The organism is Luteimonas huabeiensis HB2 (assembly GCF_000559025.1).
Lineage (GTDB): Bacteria > Pseudomonadota > Gammaproteobacteria > Xanthomonadales > Xanthomonadaceae > Luteimonas > Luteimonas huabeiensis.
Window position 1 is genome coordinate 198,223 of record NZ_JAAN01000024.1, and the last position, 22,527, is coordinate 220,749.

The 22,527-nt window shown below is 72.4% G+C and carries 19 protein-coding genes; 14 read left to right on the top strand and 5 right to left on the bottom strand.

The genetic code is table 11. The features are described from left to right. Positions 1-8: 8 nt before the first annotated feature. The 5 genes from Z164_RS0110590 to map all read right to left on the bottom strand — a co-directional run bounded on the left by Z164_RS0110590 (position 9) and on the right by map (position 5,578). Positions 9-365, bottom strand: a complete 357-nt coding sequence (locus Z164_RS0110590; RefSeq protein ID WP_024890671.1) for an arsenate reductase — start codon at positions 363-365, stop codon at positions 9-11. 37 nt (positions 366-402) lie between these two features. Next, complete coding sequence (locus Z164_RS0110595) at positions 403-1,128, bottom strand: hypothetical protein (RefSeq protein ID WP_236621790.1); 726 nt, start codon at positions 1,126-1,128, stop codon at positions 403-405. A 136-nt stretch (positions 1,129-1,264) separates the two neighbouring features. Continuing rightward, positions 1,265-2,131, bottom strand: a complete 867-nt coding sequence (gene dapD, locus Z164_RS0110600) for a 2,3,4,5-tetrahydropyridine-2,6-dicarboxylate N-succinyltransferase (protein ID WP_052338411.1) — start codon at positions 2,129-2,131, stop codon at positions 1,265-1,267. 44 nt (positions 2,132-2,175) lie between these two features. Further along, positions 2,176-4,788, bottom strand: coding sequence for a [protein-PII] uridylyltransferase (glnD, locus tag Z164_RS0110605; RefSeq protein WP_024890674.1), 2,613 nt, complete (start codon positions 4,786-4,788; stop codon positions 2,176-2,178). 10 nt (positions 4,789-4,798) lie between these two features. Next, positions 4,799-5,578 carry a type I methionyl aminopeptidase gene (map, locus tag Z164_RS0110610; RefSeq protein ID WP_024890675.1) on the bottom strand — a complete coding sequence of 260 codons (780 nt, stop codon included), beginning with the start codon at positions 5,576-5,578 and terminating at the stop codon, positions 4,799-4,801. Between the two features lie 173 nt (positions 5,579-5,751). Here map and Z164_RS0110615 point away from each other — a divergent pair, with 173 nt between their 5' ends. The 14 genes from Z164_RS0110615 to bamA all read left to right on the top strand — a co-directional run bounded on the left by Z164_RS0110615 (position 5,752) and on the right by bamA (position 22,526). After that, positions 5,752-6,249 carry a Csu type fimbrial protein gene (locus Z164_RS0110615; protein ID WP_024890676.1) on the top strand — a complete coding sequence of 166 codons (498 nt, stop codon included), beginning with the start codon at positions 5,752-5,754 and terminating at the stop codon, positions 6,247-6,249. 10 nt (positions 6,250-6,259) lie between these two features. Further along, positions 6,260-6,994 carry a fimbrial biogenesis chaperone gene (locus Z164_RS0110620; RefSeq protein WP_024890677.1) on the top strand — a complete coding sequence of 245 codons (735 nt, stop codon included), beginning with the start codon at positions 6,260-6,262 and terminating at the stop codon, positions 6,992-6,994. Further along, complete coding sequence (locus Z164_RS0110625; RefSeq protein ID WP_024890678.1) at positions 6,954-9,371, top strand: fimbria/pilus outer membrane usher protein; 2,418 nt, start codon at positions 6,954-6,956, stop codon at positions 9,369-9,371. Before Z164_RS0110620 ends, Z164_RS0110625 begins: the two co-directional genes overlap by 41 nt. After that, on the top strand, positions 9,368-10,396 hold the full coding sequence (locus Z164_RS0110630; RefSeq protein WP_043689762.1) for a Csu type fimbrial protein: 1,029 nt from the start codon (positions 9,368-9,370) through the stop codon (positions 10,394-10,396). The genes Z164_RS0110625 and Z164_RS0110630 overlap by 4 nt, the downstream gene beginning before the upstream one ends. A gap of 271 nt (positions 10,397-10,667) precedes the next feature. Beyond that, positions 10,668-11,492 carry a 30S ribosomal protein S2 gene (gene rpsB / locus Z164_RS0110635; protein WP_024890680.1) on the top strand — a complete coding sequence of 275 codons (825 nt, stop codon included), beginning with the start codon at positions 10,668-10,670 and terminating at the stop codon, positions 11,490-11,492. A 102-nt stretch (positions 11,493-11,594) separates the two neighbouring features. Then, positions 11,595-12,473, top strand: coding sequence for a translation elongation factor Ts (gene tsf, locus Z164_RS0110640; RefSeq protein WP_024890681.1), 879 nt, complete (start codon positions 11,595-11,597; stop codon positions 12,471-12,473). 216 nt (positions 12,474-12,689) lie between these two features. Then, entirely contained in the window at positions 12,690-14,213 is a 1,524-nt protein-coding gene (locus Z164_RS0110645; RefSeq protein ID WP_024890682.1) for a GGDEF domain-containing protein, read from the top strand. A gap of 31 nt (positions 14,214-14,244) precedes the next feature. After that, positions 14,245-14,994 carry a UMP kinase gene (pyrH, locus tag Z164_RS0110650; RefSeq protein ID WP_024890683.1) on the top strand — a complete coding sequence of 250 codons (750 nt, stop codon included), beginning with the start codon at positions 14,245-14,247 and terminating at the stop codon, positions 14,992-14,994. 86 nt (positions 14,995-15,080) lie between these two features. Further along, positions 15,081-15,638, top strand: coding sequence for a ribosome recycling factor (gene frr / locus Z164_RS0110655; protein ID WP_024890684.1), 558 nt, complete (start codon positions 15,081-15,083; stop codon positions 15,636-15,638). Between the two features lie 147 nt (positions 15,639-15,785). Beyond that, positions 15,786-16,538 carry a polyprenyl diphosphate synthase gene (gene uppS / locus Z164_RS0110660; protein ID WP_024890685.1) on the top strand — a complete coding sequence of 251 codons (753 nt, stop codon included), beginning with the start codon at positions 15,786-15,788 and terminating at the stop codon, positions 16,536-16,538. Further along, positions 16,535-17,371, top strand: a complete 837-nt coding sequence (locus tag Z164_RS0110665; RefSeq protein ID WP_024890686.1) for a phosphatidate cytidylyltransferase — start codon at positions 16,535-16,537, stop codon at positions 17,369-17,371. The genes uppS and Z164_RS0110665 overlap by 4 nt, the downstream gene beginning before the upstream one ends. 2 nt (positions 17,372-17,373) lie before the next feature. Further along, positions 17,374-18,552, top strand: a complete 1,179-nt coding sequence (locus tag Z164_RS0110670) for a 1-deoxy-D-xylulose-5-phosphate reductoisomerase (RefSeq protein WP_043689765.1) — start codon at positions 17,374-17,376, stop codon at positions 18,550-18,552. A gap of 21 nt (positions 18,553-18,573) precedes the next feature. Beyond that, positions 18,574-19,941 carry an RIP metalloprotease RseP gene (rseP, locus tag Z164_RS0110675; RefSeq protein ID WP_024890688.1) on the top strand — a complete coding sequence of 456 codons (1,368 nt, stop codon included), beginning with the start codon at positions 18,574-18,576 and terminating at the stop codon, positions 19,939-19,941. A 56-nt stretch (positions 19,942-19,997) separates the two neighbouring features. Further along, positions 19,998-22,526, top strand: a complete 2,529-nt coding sequence (bamA, locus tag Z164_RS0110680; protein WP_024890689.1) for an outer membrane protein assembly factor BamA — start codon at positions 19,998-20,000, stop codon at positions 22,524-22,526. The last annotated feature ends 1 nt before the right edge of the window (position 22,527 follow it).

The following is a 22,527-nucleotide window of genomic DNA, read 5'->3' on the forward strand; positions in this document are numbered from 1 at the left end:
CGGCGCGCTCAGCCGACGCCGAAGCGCTGCTTGAAGCCGTTGTCGCTGAAGCCCTGGGTGACCTCGCCGTCCTCGGTGACGACCACCGGCCGCCGGATCAGCTGCGGATACTCGCGCAGCAGCAGCTTCCACTCGGCATCGCTGGCCGCCGCCTTGCGGTTCTCCGGCAGCTGCCGCCACGTGGTCGAGGACTTGTTGACCATCGCCGGGAAGCCGCCCAGCTTGGCGGCCCAGTCGACCAGCGTCTCCGGCGAAGGCTTGGCGTCGCGGTAATCCACGAAGGCGTACGCCACCCCGAAACGCTCGAGCCACTTGGTGGCCTTCCTGCAGGTATCGCAGTTCTTCAATCCGTAGACGGTGACCATGACCTTCCGCACGCCGGTTGCACAAGCGCTCAGAATCTCACAACAGGCGCTCGGACACGACCCGGAACGGCACCTGTTCGAGCAGGAACGCGAACGGCGCCTGGGCGCCCGCGCCGAACGCTTCGATCCGCGGACAGTCCACGCGCCCGACGCAGCGCAGCGGGCGCAGATCGGCCAGCGCGACCGGCAATTCGATCCGGGTCGCCGCCCAGCGGCCGTCGACCGTCATCGCCAGCGCCTCGTCCTGGCAGGCCAGGAACCGTAGCGCGGCGTCCCGGCCCCCGAACGCCGGCGCCCATAGCGCATCGCCCCAGTCGTCGGCCGCGGCCAGTTCGGCGCGCAGCGACGGGGCCCCACCGTCGCCGCTCTCGATCCGGGTCGCGCAGCCCTCCGGCGAGCACACGTGCGTGAAGCGCGCAGACAGGTGCGGCTGCATCGCATCGCTGAACGCGCGCGCGCCCAGCACGTACAGGGCGCTGTCCATCACGTTGCGATCGAACAGCACCACGGGCGCGCCGGCCGCATCGCCCTCGCGCTGCAGATACCAGCGCCAGTTGCTCTGCAGCGGCGACGGAGCGAGCCGGCGCAGCGGCCCGGCGATTTCGGGGCCGAAGCCGCCGTGGCGATAGGTCAACACGGTGTACGGCGTGCGGCCGTCGCGCTCGACGTAGCGGAACCCGGGTGGCGCGGGCGGCGCATGGCGCGCCGCCACCCACCAGTTCAGATACACGACATCGCGCACGTCGCTGGCCAGCTTCGGCATCGGCCAGCGCCGCGACATCGCACGGCGCAACCGGGTCCAGCCGCGCGCATGCACGAGTTGCGCGAGGATGCGCGCGAAGACGCTCGGACGAGGATGCCGATAGCGCGCCGCGCGGGCCAGGCCCGGCACGTGCCCGCTAGCCCGCCAGACCGCGCAGCAGATCGTTGACGCTGGTCTTGGCGCGGGTGCGCTCGTCGACCTTTTTCACGATCACCGCGCAGTACAGCGAATGGCTGCCGTCCTCGGCCGGCAGCGCGCCGGCCACCACCACGCTGCCCGGCGGCACGTAGCCATAGCTGATCTCGCGTGTGGCGCGGTCGTAGATGCGGGTGGACTGGCCCAGGAACACGCCCATGCCGATCACGCTGTGGTGGCCGACCACCACGCCCTCGACCACCTCCGAGCGCGCACCGATGAAGCAGTGGTCCTCGACGATCGTGGGCGAAGCTTGCAACGGTTCGAGCACGCCGCCGATGCCGGCGCCGCCGGAAATGTGGCAGTGCCGACCGACCTGCGCGCAGGAGCCCACCGTGGCCCAGGTGTCGACCATGGTGCCTTCGCCCACGTGGGCGCCGATGTTGACGAAGCTCGGCATCAGCACCACGTCGCGGCCCAGGTAGCTGCCGCGGCGCACGAACGCGCCGGGCACCACGCGCACGCCGGCCTGTCGGAACTGGGTCTCGTCGTAGCCGGCGAAGCGCGCCTCGACCTTGTCCCAGTACGGCGCGGGCTCGGCCTCCACCAGCGCCATCTCGTTGATGCGGAAGTACAGCAGCACGGCCTTCTTCAGCCATTCGTTGACCCGCCAGCCGCCGGCGCCATCGGGCTCGGCCACGCGCAGCGCACCGGCTTCCAGTCCGGCCATCGCCTGCTCCACCGCCGGGCGCACCGCCCCCTCCACTTCCTCGGGCGTGAGCGCGGCGCGGCGCTCGAAGGCGCTGTCGATGGTGGCGTGCAGGATGGCGATGGCGTTGGGATCGGCGTTGAAGCTGGGAACGGTCATGGCGGTGTCCGGAAAGGATGGAAGGAACGGCGCGGCGCGGCCGGTCAGCCGGCACCGGCGTCGAGGGTCGCGAGCAGCGCCTCGCGCAGCGCCTCGCGGCGCGAGGCGTCGAGGGCGCGGTTGTCGCGGTCGCTGAGGCGGAACACGTCCTCGACGCGCTCGCCGAAGGTGGCAATGCGCGCATCGTGCACGCGCAGGTGCTGGCTGCGCAGCACGTGGGCGACGTCGGCGAGCAGGCCGGGGCGGTCGGTGCAGACCAGGCTGAAGACGGTCTGGCGGCCGTCGGCGCTGTCGTTGAAGTCCAGGTGCGGCACCACGCGGAAGTGGCGCAGGTGACGCGGCTGCGCGCGGCGCGCCGGGCGCACGTCGAGCGAGCCGGCCAGCACCGTGGCCAGCTTGCGCTCGATCGCCTGCGGCTCGGGGGCGTGGCGCGGGTCGGCGGACAGCACCTGGAAGGTGTCGAAGATGGTGCCGCCAGGGCCGTCCAGCGCGCGCGCCTGCTGGATCGCCAGCCCGCTGCGGTCGAGGGTGATCGCGATCGCGGTGAACAGGCCGTCGCGGTCGGGCGAATGCACGAACGCCTCCAGCGCCTGCGCGCCCGCGGCCAGCCTCCGCACCCGCACCACGGTGTCGCCCGGTGCGGTGCCGCGCAGCGACAGCGCCTGCCAGGCCACCTGGTCGGGCCGCCCGCGCAGGAAGGCCTCGGCCGGCATGCGGGAGAACAGCGCCTCGGCCTCGGCGCCGTCGACGCCGTGCGCCGACAGCAGGCCGCGCACGCGATCGCGGGTCTCGGCGATGCGCTGCCCGGCGGCGACCGGATGCTCCAGCCCGCGCCGCAGCGCCAGCCGCGTGGCGGTACGCAGATCGGTCAGCAGGCGATCCTTCCACGCGTTCCACAGCCGCGGCGAGGTGCCGGCGATGTCGGCGCAGGTCAGCAGGTACAGGTAGTCCAGGCGCTCGCGGTCGGCGACCTCGGTGGCGAAGCGGTGGATCACCGCCGGATCGGAGATGTCGAGCTTCTGCGCGGTGGTCGACATCAGCAGATGCCGTCGCACCAGCCACTCCACCAGCGCGGTGTCCTCCTCGGGCAGGCCATGGCCCTCGCAGAACTCGCGCGCATCGGCCGCGCCCAGTTCCGAGTGGTCGCCGCCGCGTCCCTTGCCGATGTCGTGGAACAGGCCGGCCAGCAGCAGCAGCTCGGGCCGGCGCAGCAGCGGCCAGACCTCGTGGGCGGCGCTGAAGCGCGGGTCGGGCGCTTCGGCCGAAAAGCTGGCGATGTTGCGCAACACCGCCAGCGTGTGCTGGTCGACGGTGTAGACGTGGAACAGGTCGAACTGCATGCGCCCGGAGACGCGGGCGAACTCCGGGATCCACAGCCCCAGCACCCCCAGCCGCGCCATCCGCTCCAGCGTGCGCACCGGCGCCGGCCCGCGCAGCAGGTCGATGAAGCGCCCGCGCAGTTCGCCCGACGCCTCGCGCCAGGACGGCAGCGCGTGCAGCGATTCGGCCAGCGCGCGCGCGGTCTGCGAATGCAGGCCGCGCACGCCCGGGTGCTCGGCCCAGATCGCGAACAGGTCGAACACGCGGCCGATGTCGCCGCCGGGCCAGACCTCGTCGCGAGCGGCCAGGTAGCCGCGGCGGGTGGCGAACTCGGCGTCGATCGGGACCAGTTCGCCCTCGCCCTCGATCTGCTCCTCGAAGCGCTGCAGCAGCCGGTCGTTGATCCGCAGCACCACCGCCGCGCTGCGGTAGAAGCCCTGCATCATCCGCTCGACCATCGCGTTGTCGGCCTCGTCCACGTGCGCCAGCCGCGCCGCCAGGGACTTCTGGTGGTCGAAGCGCAGGCGTTCCTCCGCCTTGCCGGCCACCAGGTGCAGGCCGAAGCGCAGCCGCGACAGCGCCTGCCGCTCGCGCTCCAGGGTGGCGTACTCGTCGATGCCGAGCTGGCCCAGGGTGATGAGCTGCTCGACGCCGTGCACGTCGAACACCCGCCGCGCCATCCAGCGCAGGGTGTGGATGTCGCGCAGGCCGCCCGGGCCTTCCTTGATGTTGGGCTCCAGGTTGTCGGCGGTATCGCCGAAGCGCGCATGGCGCCGGCGCTGCTCCTCGCGCTTGCCCTCGAAATAGCGCGCCGCCGGCCAGCTGCGCTCCGGTGCGATGGCGGCGGCGAGCGCGCGCACCTCGTCGAGATTGGCCAGCAGCGGCCGCGCGTCCTGCAGGTTGGTCTGCACGGTCAGGTCGGCGGCGGCCTCGCGGGTGCACTCCTCGGCGCTGCGCACCGCGTGCCCGACCGGCAGCCCGGCATCCCACAACAGCGCGAACAACCGGCCCAGGGCCTCGGCGTGTTCCTCCCGGACGCCGTCGCCGGCCAGCGCCAGCAGATCGATGTCGGAATGCGGAAACAGCTCGCCGCGGCCGTAGCCGCCGACGGCGAACAGCGACAGCGGCGCATCGGCAGGGATGCAGCGCGCCCACGCCTGGCGCACCCAGCCGTCGACGGCGGTGGTGCGCGCGGCGAGCAGGCGGTCGATGGCTTCGCCGGCATCGAAGCGCGCCGCCAGTTGGGCGTCGTGCTCGGCCAGGGCCGCGCGCGCCTCGGCGGCCCAGGCCGCGTCTTCCCCGCTGCCGGGGGCCGCGGACGGGGACTGGCCGGCCATCCGCGCGGTCCTAGAGGAACTGCTCGTTGTCGTCGCCGGGCACGCGGGTCAGGATGTCGGCGCCGTCCGCGGTCACCGCGATCGTGTGCTCCCACTGCGCCGACAGCTTGCGGTCCTTGGTCACCACGGTCCAGCCGTCGGGCAGCACCCGGGTGTAGCGCGAACCTTCGTTGATCATCGGCTCGATGGTGAAGGTCATCCCCGGCTGCAGCACCATGCCTTCGCCCGGGCGGCCGTAATGCAGCACCTGCGGATCGTCGTGGTAGACCTTGCCGATGCCGTGCCCGCAGTACTCGCGCACCACGCTGAAGCGCTCGCCTTCGGCGTACTTCTGGATGGCGTGGCCGATGTCGCCGAGGGTCGCGCCCGGGCGCACCGCGCGGATGCCCTCGAACAGCGCCTGCCGGGTCACCTCCACCAGCCTGCGTGCCATCACCGAGGGCGTGCCGACGTAATACATGCGGCTGGTGTCGCCGTGCCAGCCGTCCTTGATGACGGTGACGTCGATGTTGATGATGTCGCCGTCCTTGAGCACCTTGTCGCCCGGAATGCCGTGGCAGATGACGTTGTTGGCGGAAATGCAGGTGGCCTTGGGATAGCCGCGATAGCCGACGTTGGCCGGCACCGCGCCCTGGACGCGGACGATGTGATCGTGGCAGATGCGATCGAGTTCCTCGGTGGTCACCCCGGGCTTCACGTACGGGGCGACCACCTGCAGCACCTCGGCGGCCAGGCGGCCGGCCTCGCGCATCTTCTCGATCTCTTCGGGGGTCTTGAGGGTCATGGCCATGGCGCCATTATCGCCGATCGCGCGCGCCCGCGCCGACGCGCGGGTTTCGTCACGCGCCGTATGCAACGCGCGTGCAAGCCTCCCCCGCAGGCTCGCTGCGGCCGGATCCCGGTTCCGCACGGCCCGATCGCTGCTCCGGCAGCCCCCGGCCCAGCCACCGGAAAGGACGCCCCATGAACCGCACGACGAAGCACCTCCTGCTGCTCTGCTCCGCCCTCGCCTGCGCGCCGGCCGCCTGGGCGCAGTCCGCCACCACCACCTTCGACGTGACGCTGACCATCGCCGGCGTCTGCGCCATCGACACCGTGGCCCCCACCGGCGTGGCCTTCGGCACCCAACCCTCGACCGCCACCAACGTCGACGCGGCCGGGCAGTTGAACGTCAACTGCACCCCCGGCCTGGCCTACAACATCGCCCTGGACGCCGGCCAGAACGACGGCGGCGGCGGCGTGGCCAGCCGCGCCATGGCGGGCGACGACGATCTCGTGCCCTACCAGCTCTACCAGGACGCCGCGCGCTCGGTGGTCTGGGGGGAAACGGTCGGCGCCGACACGCTGGCCGGCAGCGGTACCGGCGACCTGCAGGCGATCCCGGTCTACGGCCGGGTGCCCAGCGCGAACTTCCAGGCCGGCAGCTACCTCGACACGATTACCGCCACGATCACCTATTGAGGGCGCCGCCATGCGCCCGCGCCCCGTCCCGGCCGGCCTGCTCCGGCTCCTCTGCGCGCTCGCCCTTCTGGCCTGGACGGCGGGCGCATCCGCCACCCTGCAGGTCGCGCCGACGCTGGTGACGATTCCCGCCGAGCGCAACGCCCAGGGCCTGACGTTGCGCAACGACGGCGCCGAGCCGATGCACGTGCAGGTCCGCGTCTTCGCCTGGCGGCAGGCGGACGGGGAGGACATCCTGGAGCCGACCGAGGCGCTGGCGGCCAGCCCGCCGCTGGCCGAGATCCCGCCGCGCGGCGAGCAGTTGGTGCGCATCGTGCGCCTGGGACCGCCTCCGGCCTCGACCGAGGCCAGCTACCGCGTCGTCGTGGACGAACTGCCGGTGCACGACGCGCCCGGGCGGCCGCGCAGCGGCCTGCGCTTCGTGCTGCGCTATTCGGTGCCGGTGTTCCTGTCCCCGCTGGCGGCGGCCGCGCCGGTCCTGCACACGCGCATCGTCGCCGAAGACGGCGCGCGCTACGTGGAGGTCGAGAACAGCGGCAATGCGCGCGCGCAACTGGCCGACATGACGCACGTGGCCGGCGACGGGATTCGCCGCGAGGTGGCGCCGGGCCTGGCGGGCTACGTGCTGCCCGGCCAGCGCCGCCGCTGGCGCCTGCCCGATGCCGCCTTGGCCGGCTCGGGCGCCGAGATCCAGGTCAGGATCGATGGCGATCCCGCGCAGCGCGCACTGGTCGCGGATCGGTAGCGCGCTGCTGGTGGCCGCCGTGTCCGCCGCCCGCGCGCAGCCGGTCCCGCCCATCCCCCCGCCCGCGCTCGCGGCCGCCGGCCCTACCTCGGCCGGCCAGACGCGGCCGCCCATACCGCTGCACCTGGAAGCGATCCTCAACCGGACGCCCCACCCCGAGCCGTTGCCGTTCGAACTGCGCGGCGACCGCCTGCACGCGTCCGCCGCCACCCTGCGCGCGCTGGGCTTCGCCCTGGACGGCTACGACGACGGCATGCATCTCGCGCCGGACGAGATCGCCGGGGTGCGGGTGCGCTACGAGCCGGCGCACCAGCGCGTCCATATCGACGCGCCGCTGGAGACGCTGGCGCTGGGCGTCACCACGCTCGGCGGGCCGCCGGCGCAGGCGCCGGTGGTCGCCGACGCCTCCCCCGGGCTGCTGCTCAACTACGACCTCTTCGCCAGCGATGGCGGCGAGGGCTGGGGCGCGACGGCCTTCGCCGAACTGCGCGCCTTCGGCGCGGGACCGGGCGTGTTCTCGACCACCGGGGTCGCGCGCATCGGCACGGGCGCCAGCACCGGCGGCAGGATGGGCCGGACCACGCGGCTCGACACCCGCTGGCAGTTCTCGTTTCCGGACCGGGCGATCGGCGTCACCGTCGGCGACGTGTTCACCGGATTCCTCGACTGGAGCCGGCCGGTGCGCATCGGCGGCCTCCAGATCGGCCGCAACTTCGCCCTGCAGCCCTATCGCATCACCGCGCCGCTGCCGGAATTCCTAGGCGAAGCCGCGGTGCCCTCGGAGGTCGAGCTGTACGTCGACGGCATCCGCCAGTACAGCGGGCGCGCGCCGACCGGACCGTTCCGGCTGACGCCGGTGCCCAACCTCACCGGCGCCGGCAGCGCGCAGATCGTGGTGACCGACGCCTTCGGCCGGGTGCGCACCCTCGACTTTCCCTTCTACGCCACCCAGCGGCTGCTGGCCCGGGGCCTGAGCGACTGGTCGCTCAGCCTGGGCGCGGTGCGCGAGGACTACGGCCTCCGGTCCTTCGCCTACGCCAGCCAGGCGGTGGGCAGCGGCACCTGGCGCTACGGCGCCAGCGACCGGCTGACCGTGGAAGCGCTGGTCGAGGCGGGCGGCGACCTGCGCACGGCCGGCCTCGGCGCGGCCTGGCAGATCGGCATGGCCGGCGTGGTCCACGCGGCGCACGCGCGCAGCCGGCTCGACGGCGCCGCCGGCGCGCAATCCTCGCTCGGCTGGACCTGGACCGGCCGCCGCTACCACCTGAGCCTGGAGACGCGACGCGCCGGGCGCGACTACCGCGACATCGCCTCGCTCTACGGCGCGCCGCCGCCGACCCGCAACGAACGCGCGCTGGCCGGCGCCAACACCCGCGCCGGCAGTTTCAGCCTGAGCTACGTCCGGCTGGACCGCGCCGCCGACCCCGCCCGCGAGCAGCCGGCCGATCGCGCGCGCTACGCCGGCCTGTACTGGAACCGCGGCTTCGGCGGCCGCTGGTCGGCCAACCTGTCGCTCAACCGCAACCTCGACGACGCCGACGACTTCAGCGCCTACCTCGGCGTGATCGTGCCGCTCGGACGCGACCGCGCCACCCAGCTCGCGGTGTCCTGGCAGCACGACGGCGACCGCGACGACGCCGTCGCCGACCTGGCGCGACCGGTGCCGGGCGACGGCGGTTTCGGCTGGCGGCTGCAGGCGCGCGCCGGCGACAGCGGCGGCGGCGGGCTCGCCGAGGCCGGCTGGCTGGGCCCGCGCGGAAGGATCGGCGCGGGGGTGTCGCGCTTCGGCGACAGCCGCCTGAGCTACGCACAGGCCAGCGGCAGCGTGGTCCGGATGGGCGGCGGCTGGTTCGCCGCGCGCGAGCTGTCCGACGCCTTCGCGGTGGTCTCGGCCGCCGGCCTGGCCGGCGTGCCGGTGGAACTGGAGAACCGCCTGGTCGGCGTCACCGACCGTCGCGGCCTGCTGCTGGTGACCCCGCTCAACGCCTGGCAGCTCAACCGCCTGTCGGTCGATCCCATGGACCTGCCGCCGGGCGTGCGCGTGGACCGCACCGCCCACCTGGTCGCACCGCCGGACCGCGCCGGGGTGCGGGTTGACTTCGCGATGGCGCCGGTGCGCGCGGCGATGGCGGTGCTGCACGATGCCGACGGCGCGCCGCTGCCTGCCGGCAGTCGTGCGCGCGTGCGCGGCCGCGATGCCACGGTGGTGGTGGGGCACGACGGCCACGTCTACCTGGAACACCTGGACGACCGCCACCACCTCCACGTCAGCACGCCCGGGGGCGATTGCGTCGCCACCCTCGAACTGCCGGAGGATGCCGGCCACGGCATCCACCGGATCGGCGGCCTGCCCTGCGTTCCGGAAGCGTCGCCATGAAGCCCGTCGCCGCCGTGCTCGCCCTCGCCGGCCTCGCCGCGACCGCCGGCGGCTGGCCGCAGCCGGCCGCGGCGGCCACCAGCTGCACCGCCTCCGCGACGCCGCTGGCCTTCGGCACCGTCTCCGGCGCCTCGCCGGTGGACACCGCCGCCACCGTCACCGTGAGCTGCTCGACGTTCGGAGTCACCCTGCTGTCGGTGATCCGTCTGCGGATGTGCCTGAACATCGGCGCCGGCACCGCCGGCGAGGGCCGCCACGCGCCGCGGCAACTGGTGAACCCGCACGGCGACCGGCTGGCATTCCAGATCTACCGCGACCCCGCGCGCAGCCAAGTCTGGGGCGATTCGGCCTCCGCCGAGGCCCCGATCCCGCTGGAGACCACGTTCGAGTACACGGTCCTGGTGCTGGGCGGCGCCAACACGCTCACCCTCCCGATGTACGGGCGCATTCCCGCGCAGAGCGGACTGGCCGCCGGCAGCTACGCGAACGCCTTCACCGGCGCCCACACCCGCCTGGACTACCGCTACAACGAGCCCATCCTCGGTGCCCCGCCGTTCCCGGCCTCGTGCACCGGCGGCGGCACCGGCGGCGGCAGCATCACCTTTCCCTTCAGTGCCCAGGCCGCGGTGCCGCACCGGTGCACCCTGTCCAGCGCGACCGACCTCGCCTTCGGGACCGTGGCCGGGCGGGTGGCGCAGCCGGTCGACCAGGCCTCCACCCTGACCTTCACCTGCACCGGGCGCACCCCCTGGAACGTCGCGCTGGACACCGGCCTATACGCCAGCGGCGGCACGCGGCGCATGCGCCGGGAGGGCGGTGGCGAGCACTACGTGGCCTACGAGCTCTACCGCGACCCGGCGCGCACCCTGCGCTGGGGCGCCGTTCCCGGCAGCGACACCGCCACCGGCACCGGCACCGGCACCGGCGGCGCGCAGTCTGTGACCGTCTACGGTCGCGTGCCCGCGATCCAGGTCGTGCCCGCCGGCGACTACCGCGATACCGTCACGGTGACGGTGAGCTACTGAAGGCAAGCGCCCGGTTGCCCGCGGCGGGCCCTGTGGATAGAATGCGCGGCTGCGTCCCGCTCCGGCGGACGGCGCCGCCCACGCCGGGCGTCACCGGCGAATACACACCCGCCGCCATCGCCCGTGCCGGGGTGCCCGCTCTCCCAGGAGGCGGGTTCGGACACGGAGGCCGCGGGGAGGCCCAACCCCGGAACCCCGCGCCCGCGCGCTTCGCGCGGGCGCCCGCCCACCACAAGCCGGGCGGCCGGTTCCCCTGCCTGGAGTTCGTGCAATGCCCCAGATCACCATGCGCCAGATGCTGGAGGCCGGCGTTCATTTCGGCCACCAGACCCGCTACTGGAACCCCAAGATGTCGCCGTACATCTTCGGCGCGCGCGGCAAGATCCACATCATCAACCTCGAGAAGACCGTGCCGCTGTTCGGCGACGCGATGAACTTCATCTCCTCGATCGCGCAGAAGCGCGGCATCGTCCTGTTCGTGGGCACCAAGCGCAGCGCGCGCGAGGCGGTCCGCCAGGAAGCCGAGCGCTGCGGCATGCCCTACATGACCCAGCGCTGGCTGGGCGGCACGCTGACCAACTTCGCCACGGTGAAGAAGTCGGTGGCGCGCCTGAAGGAGCTCGAGGCCGCCGAGACCGACGGCACCTTCGACAAGCTGGTCAAGCACGAGGTGCTGGGCCTGCGCCGCGAGCGCGACAAGCTGGAAGCCTCGCTGGGCGGCATCAAGGAAATGAACCGCCTGCCCGACGCGCTGTTCGTGATCGACATCGGCCACGAGGACATCGCGATCAAGGAGGCCAAGAAGCTCGGCATCCCGGTGGTCGCGGTGGTCGACACCAACTACGACCCCAACCTGGTGGACTACGCCATCCCCGGCAACGACGACGCCATCCGCGCCGTGCAGCTCTACGCCAGCGCCGCCGCCGATGCGGTGCTGGAAGGCAAGGCCGCCGCGCCGTCGGCGGCGACCGTGCGCGAGGAAGAGTTCGCCGAGGGCGAGGGCCGCGGCCGCAAGGCCGGCGGCAAGAAGCCGGCCAAGGCCGACGAGGCCGCCGAGGCCACGAGCGAAGCCGCTCCGGCCGCCCCGGCCGAGTAAGTCCACTCGCGGCCGCCGCGCGCGGCCGCGTTCCCGGGCGCAGGCGCCCCGGCCACGCCGGGCGCCAGCGCTGTTCAAGTTCCACGCATCCCGAGGTATCCCATGGAAATCACCGCAAGCCTGGTCAAGGAACTGCGCGAGCGCACCGGCGCCGGCATGATGGAGTGCAAGAAGGCGCTCACCGAGGCCAACGGCGACATCGACGCCGCCGCCGAGGCGCTGCGCAAGTCCGGCCTGGCCAAGGCCGACAAGAAGGCCAGCCGCGTCGCCGCCGAGGGCCGCATCGCCACCGCCCAGGCCGAGGGCAAGGCCGTGCTGGTCGAGGTCAACTCCGAGACCGACTTCGTGGCGAAGGACGGCAACTTCGTCGCCTTCACCGACGCCGTGGCCGAAGCCGCGCTGGCCGCCGGCGGCACCGACGTCGAGGCGCTGAAGGCCGCCAAGCTGGCCTCCGGCGAGACGGTGGAGGAAGCCCGTGCCGCGCTGATCGCCAAGGTCGGCGAGAACGTGCAGGTGCGCCGCGTCGCCCGCATCGAAAGCGCCCACAACGTCGCCGCCTACGTGCACGGCGGCCGCATCGGCGTGCTGGTCGAGGTCAAGGGCGGCGACGCCGAGCTGGCGCGCGGCATCGCCATGCACGTGGCCGCGATGAACCCGCCCTACAACACCGCCGCCGACGTGCCGGCCGACTTCATCGCCAAGGAAAAGGAAATCGAGCTGGCGAAGATGTCGGAGAAGGACAAGGCCAAGCCGGCCGAGATCCTCGAGAAGATCATCGGCGGCAAGCTGGCCAAGATCGTCAACGAGGTCACCCTGTACGGCCAGCCCTACGTGCTCGACACCAACCAGAGCGTGGAGCAGACGCTCAAGGCCGCCGGCGCCGAGGTCGTGGGCTTCCAGCGCCTGGCCGTCGGCGAGGGCATCGAGAAGGTGGTCGAGGACTACGCGGCGGAAGTGATGAAGCAGGCCGGCCTGGCCTGATCCTTCGCCCGCAACGACCCGGAGGGCCGCGGCATGCCGCGGCCCTCTCTTTTTGCGGCGCCCGCTCGGCCCGAACGCGTGTCCGCGGCCGGGCCGATTCGCGCGGCGGCCGGGTCGCGACGGTCGGAAAACCGGGGCGACGGCGCCGCCGGCGGTCTTCAGTCGCGCGCGCGACGGCCGATAACTTCCGCGAGGCCGCCGACCCCGCAGGTTGCGATGCACCCCGATCTCGTCTCTCTCCTCGCCCACTGCCGGACGCTGCCGACGCTGCCCGGCGTGGCGCTGCGCCTGCTGGAACTGGCCGAGGACCCCGGCACCGATCTGGCGGCCACCGCCGAGGCGATCGCGCTCGACCCCGCGCTCAGCGCGCGGCTGCTGCGCATCGCCAATTCCCCGCTCTACGCCAGCGCCACCCGGCGCCGGGTGGACACCCTGTCGCAGGCGCTGGCGCTGCTCGGGCTCAACGCCGCCCTCAGCCTCGCGCTCGGTTTCGTCGTGGCGCGCACGATGCAGGCCGACCGCACCCTGGCGGGCCTGCACGAACGCGTCTGGCAGCGCAGCGTGCTCGCCGCCACCGCCGCGCGCGCACTGTGCGAGCGCCTGCAGTTCGAGCGCCCGGAGGAACTGATGCTGGGCGCGCTGCTGCAGGACATCGGCATCCTGGCGCTGCTCAACGCCATGCCTGAGCGCTATGCCCGGTTGCCGGACGTGCCGCTGCAGGGCCGCGAGCGGCTGCAGGCCGAGCGCGATCATCTCGGCGGCGACCATACCGAGGTCGGCGCGTGGCTGGCCGCGCGCTGGGGCCTGTCGGCCTACCTGCAGCGCATGATCCGCAGCAGCGAAACGGTGGAGACGCGCGACCCCACGCTGGGCTGCGTGGTCGCCGCCGGCCTGCTCGCCGATCTCTGGCTGCGCCCGGACGACGCCCACGCCCGCGCGCAGCTCGACGCGATCGCCGGCCCGTGCCTGGGCCTGGCGCCGCTGGCGCTGGAGGAGCTGTCCGCGCGCCTGGCGGCGCTGGCGCCGGAGGTCGCGACGCTGTTCGACGTGCGCATCGAGCGCGAGGAACAGGCCCGGCAGATCGAGCACCAGGGCCGCGAGCTGGCGATGATTCGCCAGTTGCTGGAGCGGCAGGAGCTGGCGGTCGCGCGGCGCGAGGCCGATCGCCTGGAGGCGCGCGCGCGCGAGCTCGACGAACTGGTCCGGCGCGATCCGCTGACCGGCGCCTACAACCGCCGCCAGCTCGAGGACGTGCTGCAGCAGGCGTTCGACGAGGCCGACCGCGCGGGCCAGCCGCTGTCGATCGCCTTCGTCGACCTGGACGACTTCAAGCGCATCAACGACCGCCACGGGCACCTGATCGGCGACAAGGTGCTGCGGGAATTCAGCCAGGCGCTGTCGCGGATGCTGCGCGCGCGCGACCTGCTGGCCCGCTACGGCGGCGAGGAGTTCCTGGTGGTGCTGCACCGGTGCGGGGCCGAACGCGGCCGGCAGATCCTGGAGCGCATCCTGGCCACCGTTGCCGCGCAGCCGATGGCCATCGTCGACGGCGAGCCGATCCACGTCACCTTCTCCGCCGGGCTGGCCACGCACGGCGAGGAGGCGCGCTTTCCCGATGCGCGCGCGATGCTGCAGGCCGCCGACGAGGCGCTGTACGGCGCCAAGCGCGAGGGACGCAACCAGGTCGCCATGCGCGCACGCGACCACGCGGGCGCGCCGGGGCCACCGGCGATCGGATAGAATTCCCGGGTTCACGACATCTGAGGCCCGCATGTCCACCCTCGCCTATCGCCGCATCCTGCTCAAACTGTCCGGCGAGGCGCTGATGGGGGACGAGGACTACGGCATCGACCCCAAGGTCATCACCCGCCTCGCGCGCGAGGTGATCGAGGCGCAGCAGGCCGGCGCGGAGGTCGCGCTGGTCATCGGCGGCGGCAACATCTTCCGCGGCGCCGGGCTCGCGGCCAGCGGCATGGACCGGGTCACCGGCGACCAGATGGGCATGCTGGCCACCGTCATCAACGCGCTGGCGATGCAGGACGCGCTGGAGAAGCTCGGCGCCAAGGCGCGGGTGATGAGCGCGATCAAGATCAACGACGTCTGCGAGGACTACATCCGTCGCCGCGCGATCCGGCACCTGGAGAAGGGTCGCCTGGTGATCTTCGCCGCCGGCGTCGGCAGCCCGTTCTTCACCACTGATTCCGGCGCCGCGCTGCGCGCGATCGAGATCGGCGCCGACCTGTTGCTCAAGGCGACCAAGGTCGACGGCGTGTACGACAAGGACCCGAAGAAGCACCCTGACGCGGTGCGCTTCGACAGCCTCGGCTACGACGAGGTCATCGCCCGCGGCCTGGAAGTGATGGACACCGCGGCCTTCGCGCTCGCCCGCGACAGCGACCTGCCGCTGCGCGTGTTCGACATGGGCCAGCCCGGCGTGCTGCTGCGCATCCTGCGCGGCGAGCCGATCGGCACCCTGGTCCACGGCAGCGGCCAGGGCCCCAGGGGCGGAAGCCGGCGCTAGCGTCGCGCCCGCTGGCCCCTGGCCCCTCCCCGGGCCCGCTCCTGCCTTTATACTCCCGCGGTTATCCGCCCCAACCGGAGCCGGCGATGCTCAACGACATCAAGAAAGACGCCCAGACCCGCATGGCCAAGAGCGTCGAGGCGCTGCGCCACGACCTCACCAAGGTGCGCACCGGCCGCGCCTCGACCGCGCTGGTGGAACACCTCAAGGTCAACTACTACGGCTCGGACATGCCGCTGTCGCAGGTCGCCAGCGTCGCCGTGAGCGACGCCCGCACGCTGACCATCACCCCCTGGGAGAAGCAGATGGTCTCCGCGGTGGAGAAGGCGATCCTGGCCTCCGACCTCGGCCTGACCCCGAACACCGCCGGCACCACCATCCGCATCAACCTGCCCGCGCTCACCGAGGAACGCCGCCGGGAGCTGTCCAAGCACGTCCACCAGGAAGGCGAAGGCGCCAAGGTCGCGATCCGCAACATCCGCCGCGACGCCAACCAGCAGGTCAAGGAGCTGCTGAAGGACAAGCTGATCGGCGAGGACGAAGAGCGCCGCACCGAGGAAGAGATCCAGAAGCTCACCGACCAGGCGATCAAGGACGTCGACGAGGTGGTCAAGGCCAAGGAACAGGAACTGATGGCGGTCTGAAGGCCGGAATCGGGGATTTCCGGTCTTCCGGGGATTCGAGATCGGCCAGACGCCCGAGCCAGCGAGGCCACGCCATTGACTGACGCCACCGATTCGCGGGAGCCCACCGTTGCGGATCCAGCCCCCCGAATCCCGAGTCCCGGCCAGGTGCCGAAGCACGTGGCGGTCATCATGGACGGCAACGGCCGCTGGGCCGCGCGCCGCAAGCGCCCGCGCGCGATCGGCCACCGCGCCGGCGCGCGCGCGGTCAACCTGTGCATCGACTGGTGCCTGGAGCGCGGCATCGGCGCGCTGACCCTGTTCGCGTTCTCCAGCGAGAACTGGGGCCGGCCCGAGGACGAGGTGGGCGCGTTGATGAAGCTGTTCATGGGCGCGCTGGAACGCGAGGTCGAGGAACTCGACCGGCGCGAAGTGCGGGTGCGCTTCATCGGCGAGCGCGAACGCTTCGCCCCGGCGCTGCGCGCGCGCATGGACGCGGCCGAGGCGCGCACGCGCCGCCACGGCCGGCTGCACCTGAACGTCGCCGCCAGCTACGGCGGCCGCCAGGACATCGCCGCGGCCGCGCGCGCGCTGGCCGAGGACGTCGCCGCCGGCCGCCTGCGGCCCGAGGAGATCGACGAGGCGGCCGTGGGCGCCCGCGTCGCGCTGGCCGACCTGCCGCCGCCGGACCTGTTCATCCGCACCGGCGGCGACCTGCGCATCAGCAACTTCCTGCTCTGGCAACTGGCCTATACCGAACTGTGGTTCACGGATACCCTGTGGCCCGAACTGGACGCCGCCACCCTCGACCGCGCCCTGGCCGACTACGCCGCCCGCGAGCGGCGCTTCGGGCTGACCAGCGCCCAGGTCGCGGCGCCGGGCACCGCCGCCGCGACCGACACGGATAATCCCAGCCCATGACCCGAACCCGCGTCCTCGCTTCCCTGGTCATGGCCCCGCTGGCCATCGCCGCGGTCCTGCTGCTGCCCACGCCGTGGATGGCGGCGCTGGCCGCGATCATGTTCCTCGGCGCGCTGTGGGAGTGGTTCCGCCTGGCCGAGATCGACGATCCGCTGGCGCGCGGCGTGCTGCTGCTGGCCAACCTGCTGCTGATGGTGGCCGTGGTGTGGGGGTCCTCCGGCGACCCGGCCGGGTCGCTGGTGCTGCTCAAGCTGCTGTGCGTGGCCGGCATCGGCTGGTGGCTGCTGGCCATGCTGTGGCTGCGCCGCGCCGGCTTCGGCGCCGATCGCGCCGGTCGCGCGCGCGTGTTCAAGCTCGCCGCGGGCACCGCGGCGGTGCTGCCGGCCTGGGCGGCGCTGAGCCTGATCCACGCCGGCGAGCCGAACGGCCACGGCTGGCTGCTGGTGGCGCTGATGACCGTGTGGGCCGCCGACTCCGGCGCCTATTTCGCCGGCCGCCGCTTCGGCCGCCGCAAGCTGGCGCCCCGGATCAGCCCCAACAAGACGGTCGAAGGCCTGGTCGGCGGCGTGGTCGCCGGCGTGGCGGTGGCGGTGGCCGGCGGCCTGCTGCTGGGCACCCCGGCCGCGCTGATGGGCGGCGTCGGCCTGGTGGCGCTGGTCTCGGTGCTGTTCTCGGTCGTCGGCGACTTGTTCGAGAGCCTGCTCAAGCGTCACGCCGGCGCCAAGGACTCCGGGCACCTGATCCCCGGCCATGGCGGCCTGCTCGATCGCGTCGACGGCGTGCTGGCGGCGCTGCCCGTGTTCGCCATCGGGCAGATCTGGCTGGGCTTCTGACGATGGCGGCGCAGCGCGTGGCGGTTCTCGGCGCGACCGGCTCGATCGGCGGCTCGGCGCTGGACGTCGTCGCCCGCCACCCCGACCGGCTGCGCGCCAGCGTGCTCGCCGCGGGCAGCCGCGTGGACGCGCTGCTGGCGCTGTGCCGCATCCACCGCCCCGATCACGCCGTGATCGCGGACCCCGCCGGCTACGCCGCGCTGGCGGCCGGCCTGCGCGACGCCGGCCTGCCCACCCGCGCCCACGCCGGCGACGAAGCGCTGTGCGCGCTGGCCGGCGGCGAGGACTGCGACACCGTGGTCGCGGCGATCGTCGGCGCGGCCGGGCTCGCCTCGACCCTGGCCGCGGCGCGCGCCGGCAAGCGCCTGCTGCTGGCCAACAAGGAATCCCTGGTGATGGCCGGGGCCCTGCTGATGGCCGAGGCCGCGCGCGGCGGCGCCCGCATCCTGCCCATCGACAGCGAGCACAACGCCCTGTTCCAGTGCCTGCCCGGCGGCCGCGTGGCCGACGGCGTGCGGCGGCTGGTGCTGACCGCCTCGGGCGGGCCGTTCCGCGGCCGCCGGCGCGAGCAGATGGCCGCGATCACGCCGGAACAGGCCATCGCCCATCCCAAGTGGTCGATGGGCCCGAAGATCTCGGTCGATTCCGCGACCCTGATGAACAAGGGCCTGGAGGTCATCGAGGCCCACCACCTGTTCGGGCTGGGCAACGAACGCATCGGCGTGGTGGTGCACCCGCAGAGCCTGGTCCACGCCCTGGTCGAGTACGTGGACGGCTCGACCCTGGCCCAGTTGGGCCTGCCGGACATGCGCACCGCGCTGGCGCTGGGCTTCGCCTGGCCGGAGCGGATCGCCTCCGGGGTCGCGCCGCTGGACCTGGTCGAACACGGGCGGCTGGACTTCGAGCCGCCGGACCTGGAGGCGTTCGCCTGCCTGCGCCTGGCGCGGCAGGCGCTGGAGGCCGGCGGGACCGCCCCGGCGGCGCTCAACGCCGCCAACGAGGTTGCGGTTTCAGCCTTCCTTCAGGGCCGGATCGGTTTCCTGGGCATTCCCGCCATCGTCGAGTCCACGCTCGCGACGCTGCCCGCGACCGATGCCGGTTCGCTGGAGGCCGTGCGCGAGGTGGACGCGCAGGCGCGCCGCCACGCCACCCTCGCCCTGTCCCGCCACGCCGCCGCATGAGCCTCGCGATGAGCCGCTTACATGAGTAACGTCCTCGGTTCGGTGTGGTGGCTGATCGTCAGCCTCGGCCTGCTGGTCACCTTCCACGAGTTCGGCCACTACTGGGTGGCGCGCCGCGCCGGCGTCAAGGTGCTGCGCTTCTCGATCGGCTTCGGCAAGCCGCTGTGGTCGCGCCGCAACCGCGACGGCACCGAGTTCGCGATCGCCGCGATCCCGCTCGGCGGCTACGTGAAGATGCTCGACGAGCGCGAGGCGCCGGTACCGGCCGAGGCCGCCTCCCAGGCCTTCAACCGCAAGCCGGTGGGCGCGCGCATGGCGATCGTCGCCGCCGGGCCGGCCGCCAACCTGCTGCTGTGCGTGGCGCTGCTGTGGGCGATGTTCGTCATCGGTCGCGCCGACTACCAGCCGGTGATCGGCCAGGTGCGCGCGGTCGCGGCGGAGGCCGGCCTGCAGCGCGGCGACCGCATCCTCGCCGTCGGCGAGCGCGAGACCCCGACCTGGAACGAGGTGCAGCTGGCGCTGCTGCCGGCGGCCCTGGACCGCCGCGACGTGGACCTGCGCATCGTCGATGCCGGCGGCCGCGAGGTCGAGCGCCGGCTGCCGCTGTCCGCGCTCGGCGCCGATCTCGACGATCGGGCGCTGCTGCCGGCGATCGGCCTGGTACCGCGCCACCAGCTCGTCCCCGCGGTGATCGGCCGGGTGCTGCCCGATTCCCCGGCCTGGGGCATCCTGGCCGAGGACGACCGCATCACCGCGGTCGACGGCACGCCGGTGAGCAGTTTCGAGGAGATCGCCCCGCTGGTGCGCGCGCTGGGCGAGCGCGGCGGCGCCGGCATGGTCGAGGTCGAGCGCGACGGCCAGCGGCTGGCGCTGGAGGTCGCGCCGCGCGCCCTGAAGGACGCCGGCGGGCGCGAATACTGGGGGCTGGGGATCGAATCGGCCCGCGGCGAGCCGCCGGCGCGCGACGCGGTGCAGCGCTACGGCCCGCTGGAAGCGGTCCCGGCGGCGCTGCGCGAAACCGGCCACCTCACCGGGCAGCTGTTCGGCATGATCGGGCGCGCGTTCACCGGCCGCATCGCGCTGGAGAACACCGTCGCCGGCCCGATCACCATCGCCCGCGCCACCAATGCCTACGCCCAGCAGGGCGCGGCCTGGTACCTGACCATCCTCGCGCTGCTGTCGCTGAGCCTGGCGGTGATCAACCTGCTGCCGATCCCGCTGTTGGATGGCGGACACCTGATGTATTACCTTATCGAGTTGGTCAAGGGCAGCCCGCTCAGCGAACGGGCCATGGCCGCCGGCCAGTACGTCGGCCTGTTTCTGCTGGCCTGCCTCATGGGGCTGGCGTTCCACAACGACATCCTGTCCCTGCCGATGCTGCAACGCTGACAGCCCGAATCTCGCCCGCGGCCCGCCGCGGCGCGCCCCCCCAACGGACGTACTAGATGACGCGTATTCCCAGCCGCCGCCTGCTCGCCCTCGCCCTCACCGCGGCCATCGCCGCGCCCGCCTGGGCCCAGACGGCGCCGGCCGTCCCCGCCGCGCAACCCGCAGCCAGCACGTTCGCAGTGTCCGACATCCGCGTCGACGGCCTGCAGCGCATCGGCGCCGGCACCGTGTTCACCTACCTGCCGATCGAGCGCGGCGACACCGTGGACCAGGCGCGCATCGGCGAGGCGATCCGCGCGCTGTACCGCACCGGCTTCTTCGAGGACGTGCGGGTCGGCCGCCAGGGCGACATCCTGGTGGTGACGGTGACCGAGCGCCCGGCGATCAACCGCCTCACCCTGACCGGCAACAAGGACATCAAGACCGAGGACCTGCAGCGCGGCCTGGCCGACATCGGCCTGTCCGAGGGCGACACCTTCGACCGCCTCGCGCTGGACCGCGTCACCCAGGAGCTGACCCGCCAGTACAACAACCGCGGCAAGTACAACGTCAGCATCACCCCGACCGTCTCGCAGCTCGACCGCAACCGCGTCGACGTCACCATCGCCATCGACGAGGGCAAGGCGGCCAAGATCCGCCACATCAACCTGATCGGCAACGAGACCTACGACCAGGAGGAGATCACCGATTCCTGGGAGTCGGGCGAGAGCAACTGGCTGAGCTGGTACCGCCGCGACGACCAGTACTCGCGCGAGAAGCTGTCGGGCGACCTGGAGAAGCTCAACAACTTCTACCTCGACCGCGGCTACGTCGATTTCGCCGTGGACAGCACCCAGGTCTCGATCAGCCCCGACAAGCGCGACATGTACATCACCGCCGGCATCACCGAGGGCGAGATCTACACCGTCTCCTCGGTCGAGGTCAGCGGCGACACCATCCTGCCCAAGGAGCAGATCGAGGAGCGGCTGTTCGTCCGCGAGGGCCAGACCTTCTCGCGCGCCCTGCTCGAGCTGACGTCCGACTCCATCGTGGCCACGCTGAGCAACATCGGCTACGCCTTCGCGCAGGTGAACCCGATCCCCGAGGTCGACCGCGAGAAGCGTACCGTCGCGATCAACCTGCAGGTGGTGCCGGGCCCGCGCGTCAACGTGCGCCGGATCGTGTTCAAGGGCAACACCCGCACCTCCGACGAGGTCCTGCGCCGCGAGATGCGCCAGTTCGAGGGCGCGTGGTACTCGCAGGCGGCGATCGACCGCTCCAAGGTGCGCCTGCAGCGGCTGGGCTTCTTCGAATCGGGCAGCGTCAACGTCGAGACGCAGCCGGTCCCCGGCAGCCAGGACGAGGTGGACGTGGTGTTCGACGTCAAGGAGACCACCTCGGGCAGCTTCGTCTTCGGCCTGGGCTATTCGCAGCTCTCCGGCGTGACCACCTCGGTGCAGCTGTCGCAGAACAACTTCCTCGGCAGCGGCAACCGCGTCTCGATCGAGGCCAGCCGCAACGTCTACCTGCAGCGCTACGCGTTCTCCTACCTCAACCCGTACTTCACCGACGACGGCGTCTCGCTGGGCTACAACCTGTGGTGGCGCGAGTTCGACAACTCCGAGTTCAACACCGCGCAGTATTCCTCGACCAGCGCCGCCGGCCAGGCCTTCTTCGGCGTGCCGATCACCGAGAACGACAGCATCTCGGTGCTGTTCGGCATCGACAGCAACGAAATCTTCACCCGTCGCGACTACACCCCGGACTCGATCGTCGACTACGTCGACGCCTTCAACACCCGCACCTTCCATTCCTGGCGCACCGAGGTGGGCTGGGCGCGCGACACCCGCAACGACTACCTGCAGCCCACCCGCGGCACCTACCAGCGGGTCTCGGCGGAAATCGCCCTGCCCGGCTCGACCGCCGAGTTCTACAAGATCAACTACGAGTTCTCCAAGTACTGGCCGATCAGCCGCGCCTTCGTGCTCAACACCCGCGCCGAGATCGGCTACGGCGACAGCTACGGCGACGACGTCACCCGCAACGTCTGCTTCAACAATCCCGTCCAGGTGGATCACGACAACGATCCCGAGACGCCGCCGATCTGGGTGCCGGGCGCGGATCCGTCCGACCCCTGCGATCCGAGCTCGCCCGATTACGTGCGCACGATCACCGCATCGGGCCTGCCGTTCTTCGAGAACTTCTACGCCGGCGGCACGCGCTCGGTGCGCGGCTTCCGCGACAACACCCTGGGTCCGCGCGAGGCCGCCGGCAACAGCAGCTACCTGCAGCCGCTGGGCGGCGCGCTGAAGACCGTCGGCTCGCTGGAGATGTACTTCCCGACCCTGCTCGACTCGCCGGCCGCGCGCATTTCCGCCTTCGTCGACTTCGGAAACGTCTACAGCGACCTCGACGCCTTCGAGGCGCGCGACCTGCGCATCTCGGCGGGCGTGGCGCTGATGTGGCGCGCGCCGGTGGGCCCGATCTCGATCAGCTACGCGTATCCGATCGAGAAGCAGGACGACGTGTTCGGCGGTTCCGGCGACCTGATCCGCCGCGGCGACGAGGTCGAGCGCCTGCAGTTCACCTTCGGCGGCGCGTTCTGAC

What these genes read in the sequence shown, in the direction of transcription:
- Z164_RS0110590 (WP_024890671.1), bottom strand. Translation starts at nt 365, where the DNA reads ATGGTCACCGTCTACGGATTGAAGAACTGCGATACCTGCAGGAAGGCC.
- Z164_RS0110595 (WP_236621790.1), bottom strand. Translation starts at nt 1,128, where the DNA reads ATGCCGAAGCTGGCCAGCGACGTGCGCGATGTCGTGTATCTGAACTGG.
- dapD (WP_052338411.1), bottom strand. Translation starts at nt 2,131, where the DNA reads ATGACCGTTCCCAGCTTCAACGCCGATCCCAACGCCATCGCCATCCTG.
- glnD (WP_024890674.1), bottom strand. Translation starts at nt 4,788, where the DNA reads ATGGCCGGCCAGTCCCCGTCCGCGGCCCCCGGCAGCGGGGAAGACGCG.
- map (WP_024890675.1), bottom strand. Translation starts at nt 5,578, where the DNA reads ATGGCCATGACCCTCAAGACCCCCGAAGAGATCGAGAAGATGCGCGAG.
- Z164_RS0110615 (WP_024890676.1), top strand. Translation starts at nt 5,752, where the DNA reads ATGAACCGCACGACGAAGCACCTCCTGCTGCTCTGCTCCGCCCTCGCC.
- Z164_RS0110620 (WP_024890677.1), top strand. Translation starts at nt 6,260, where the DNA reads ATGCGCCCGCGCCCCGTCCCGGCCGGCCTGCTCCGGCTCCTCTGCGCG.
- Z164_RS0110625 (WP_024890678.1), top strand. Translation starts at nt 6,954, where the DNA reads ATGGCGATCCCGCGCAGCGCGCACTGGTCGCGGATCGGTAGCGCGCTG.
- Z164_RS0110630 (WP_043689762.1), top strand. Translation starts at nt 9,368, where the DNA reads ATGAAGCCCGTCGCCGCCGTGCTCGCCCTCGCCGGCCTCGCCGCGACC.
- rpsB (WP_024890680.1), top strand. Translation starts at nt 10,668, where the DNA reads ATGCCCCAGATCACCATGCGCCAGATGCTGGAGGCCGGCGTTCATTTC.
- tsf (WP_024890681.1), top strand. Translation starts at nt 11,595, where the DNA reads ATGGAAATCACCGCAAGCCTGGTCAAGGAACTGCGCGAGCGCACCGGC.
- Z164_RS0110645 (WP_024890682.1), top strand. Translation starts at nt 12,690, where the DNA reads ATGCACCCCGATCTCGTCTCTCTCCTCGCCCACTGCCGGACGCTGCCG.
- pyrH (WP_024890683.1), top strand. Translation starts at nt 14,245, where the DNA reads ATGTCCACCCTCGCCTATCGCCGCATCCTGCTCAAACTGTCCGGCGAG.
- frr (WP_024890684.1), top strand. Translation starts at nt 15,081, where the DNA reads ATGCTCAACGACATCAAGAAAGACGCCCAGACCCGCATGGCCAAGAGC.
- Z164_RS0110665 (WP_024890686.1), top strand. Translation starts at nt 16,535, where the DNA reads ATGACCCGAACCCGCGTCCTCGCTTCCCTGGTCATGGCCCCGCTGGCC.
- Z164_RS0110670 (WP_043689765.1), top strand. Translation starts at nt 17,374, where the DNA reads ATGGCGGCGCAGCGCGTGGCGGTTCTCGGCGCGACCGGCTCGATCGGC.
- rseP (WP_024890688.1), top strand. Translation starts at nt 18,574, where the DNA reads ATGAGTAACGTCCTCGGTTCGGTGTGGTGGCTGATCGTCAGCCTCGGC.
- bamA (WP_024890689.1), top strand. Translation starts at nt 19,998, where the DNA reads ATGACGCGTATTCCCAGCCGCCGCCTGCTCGCCCTCGCCCTCACCGCG.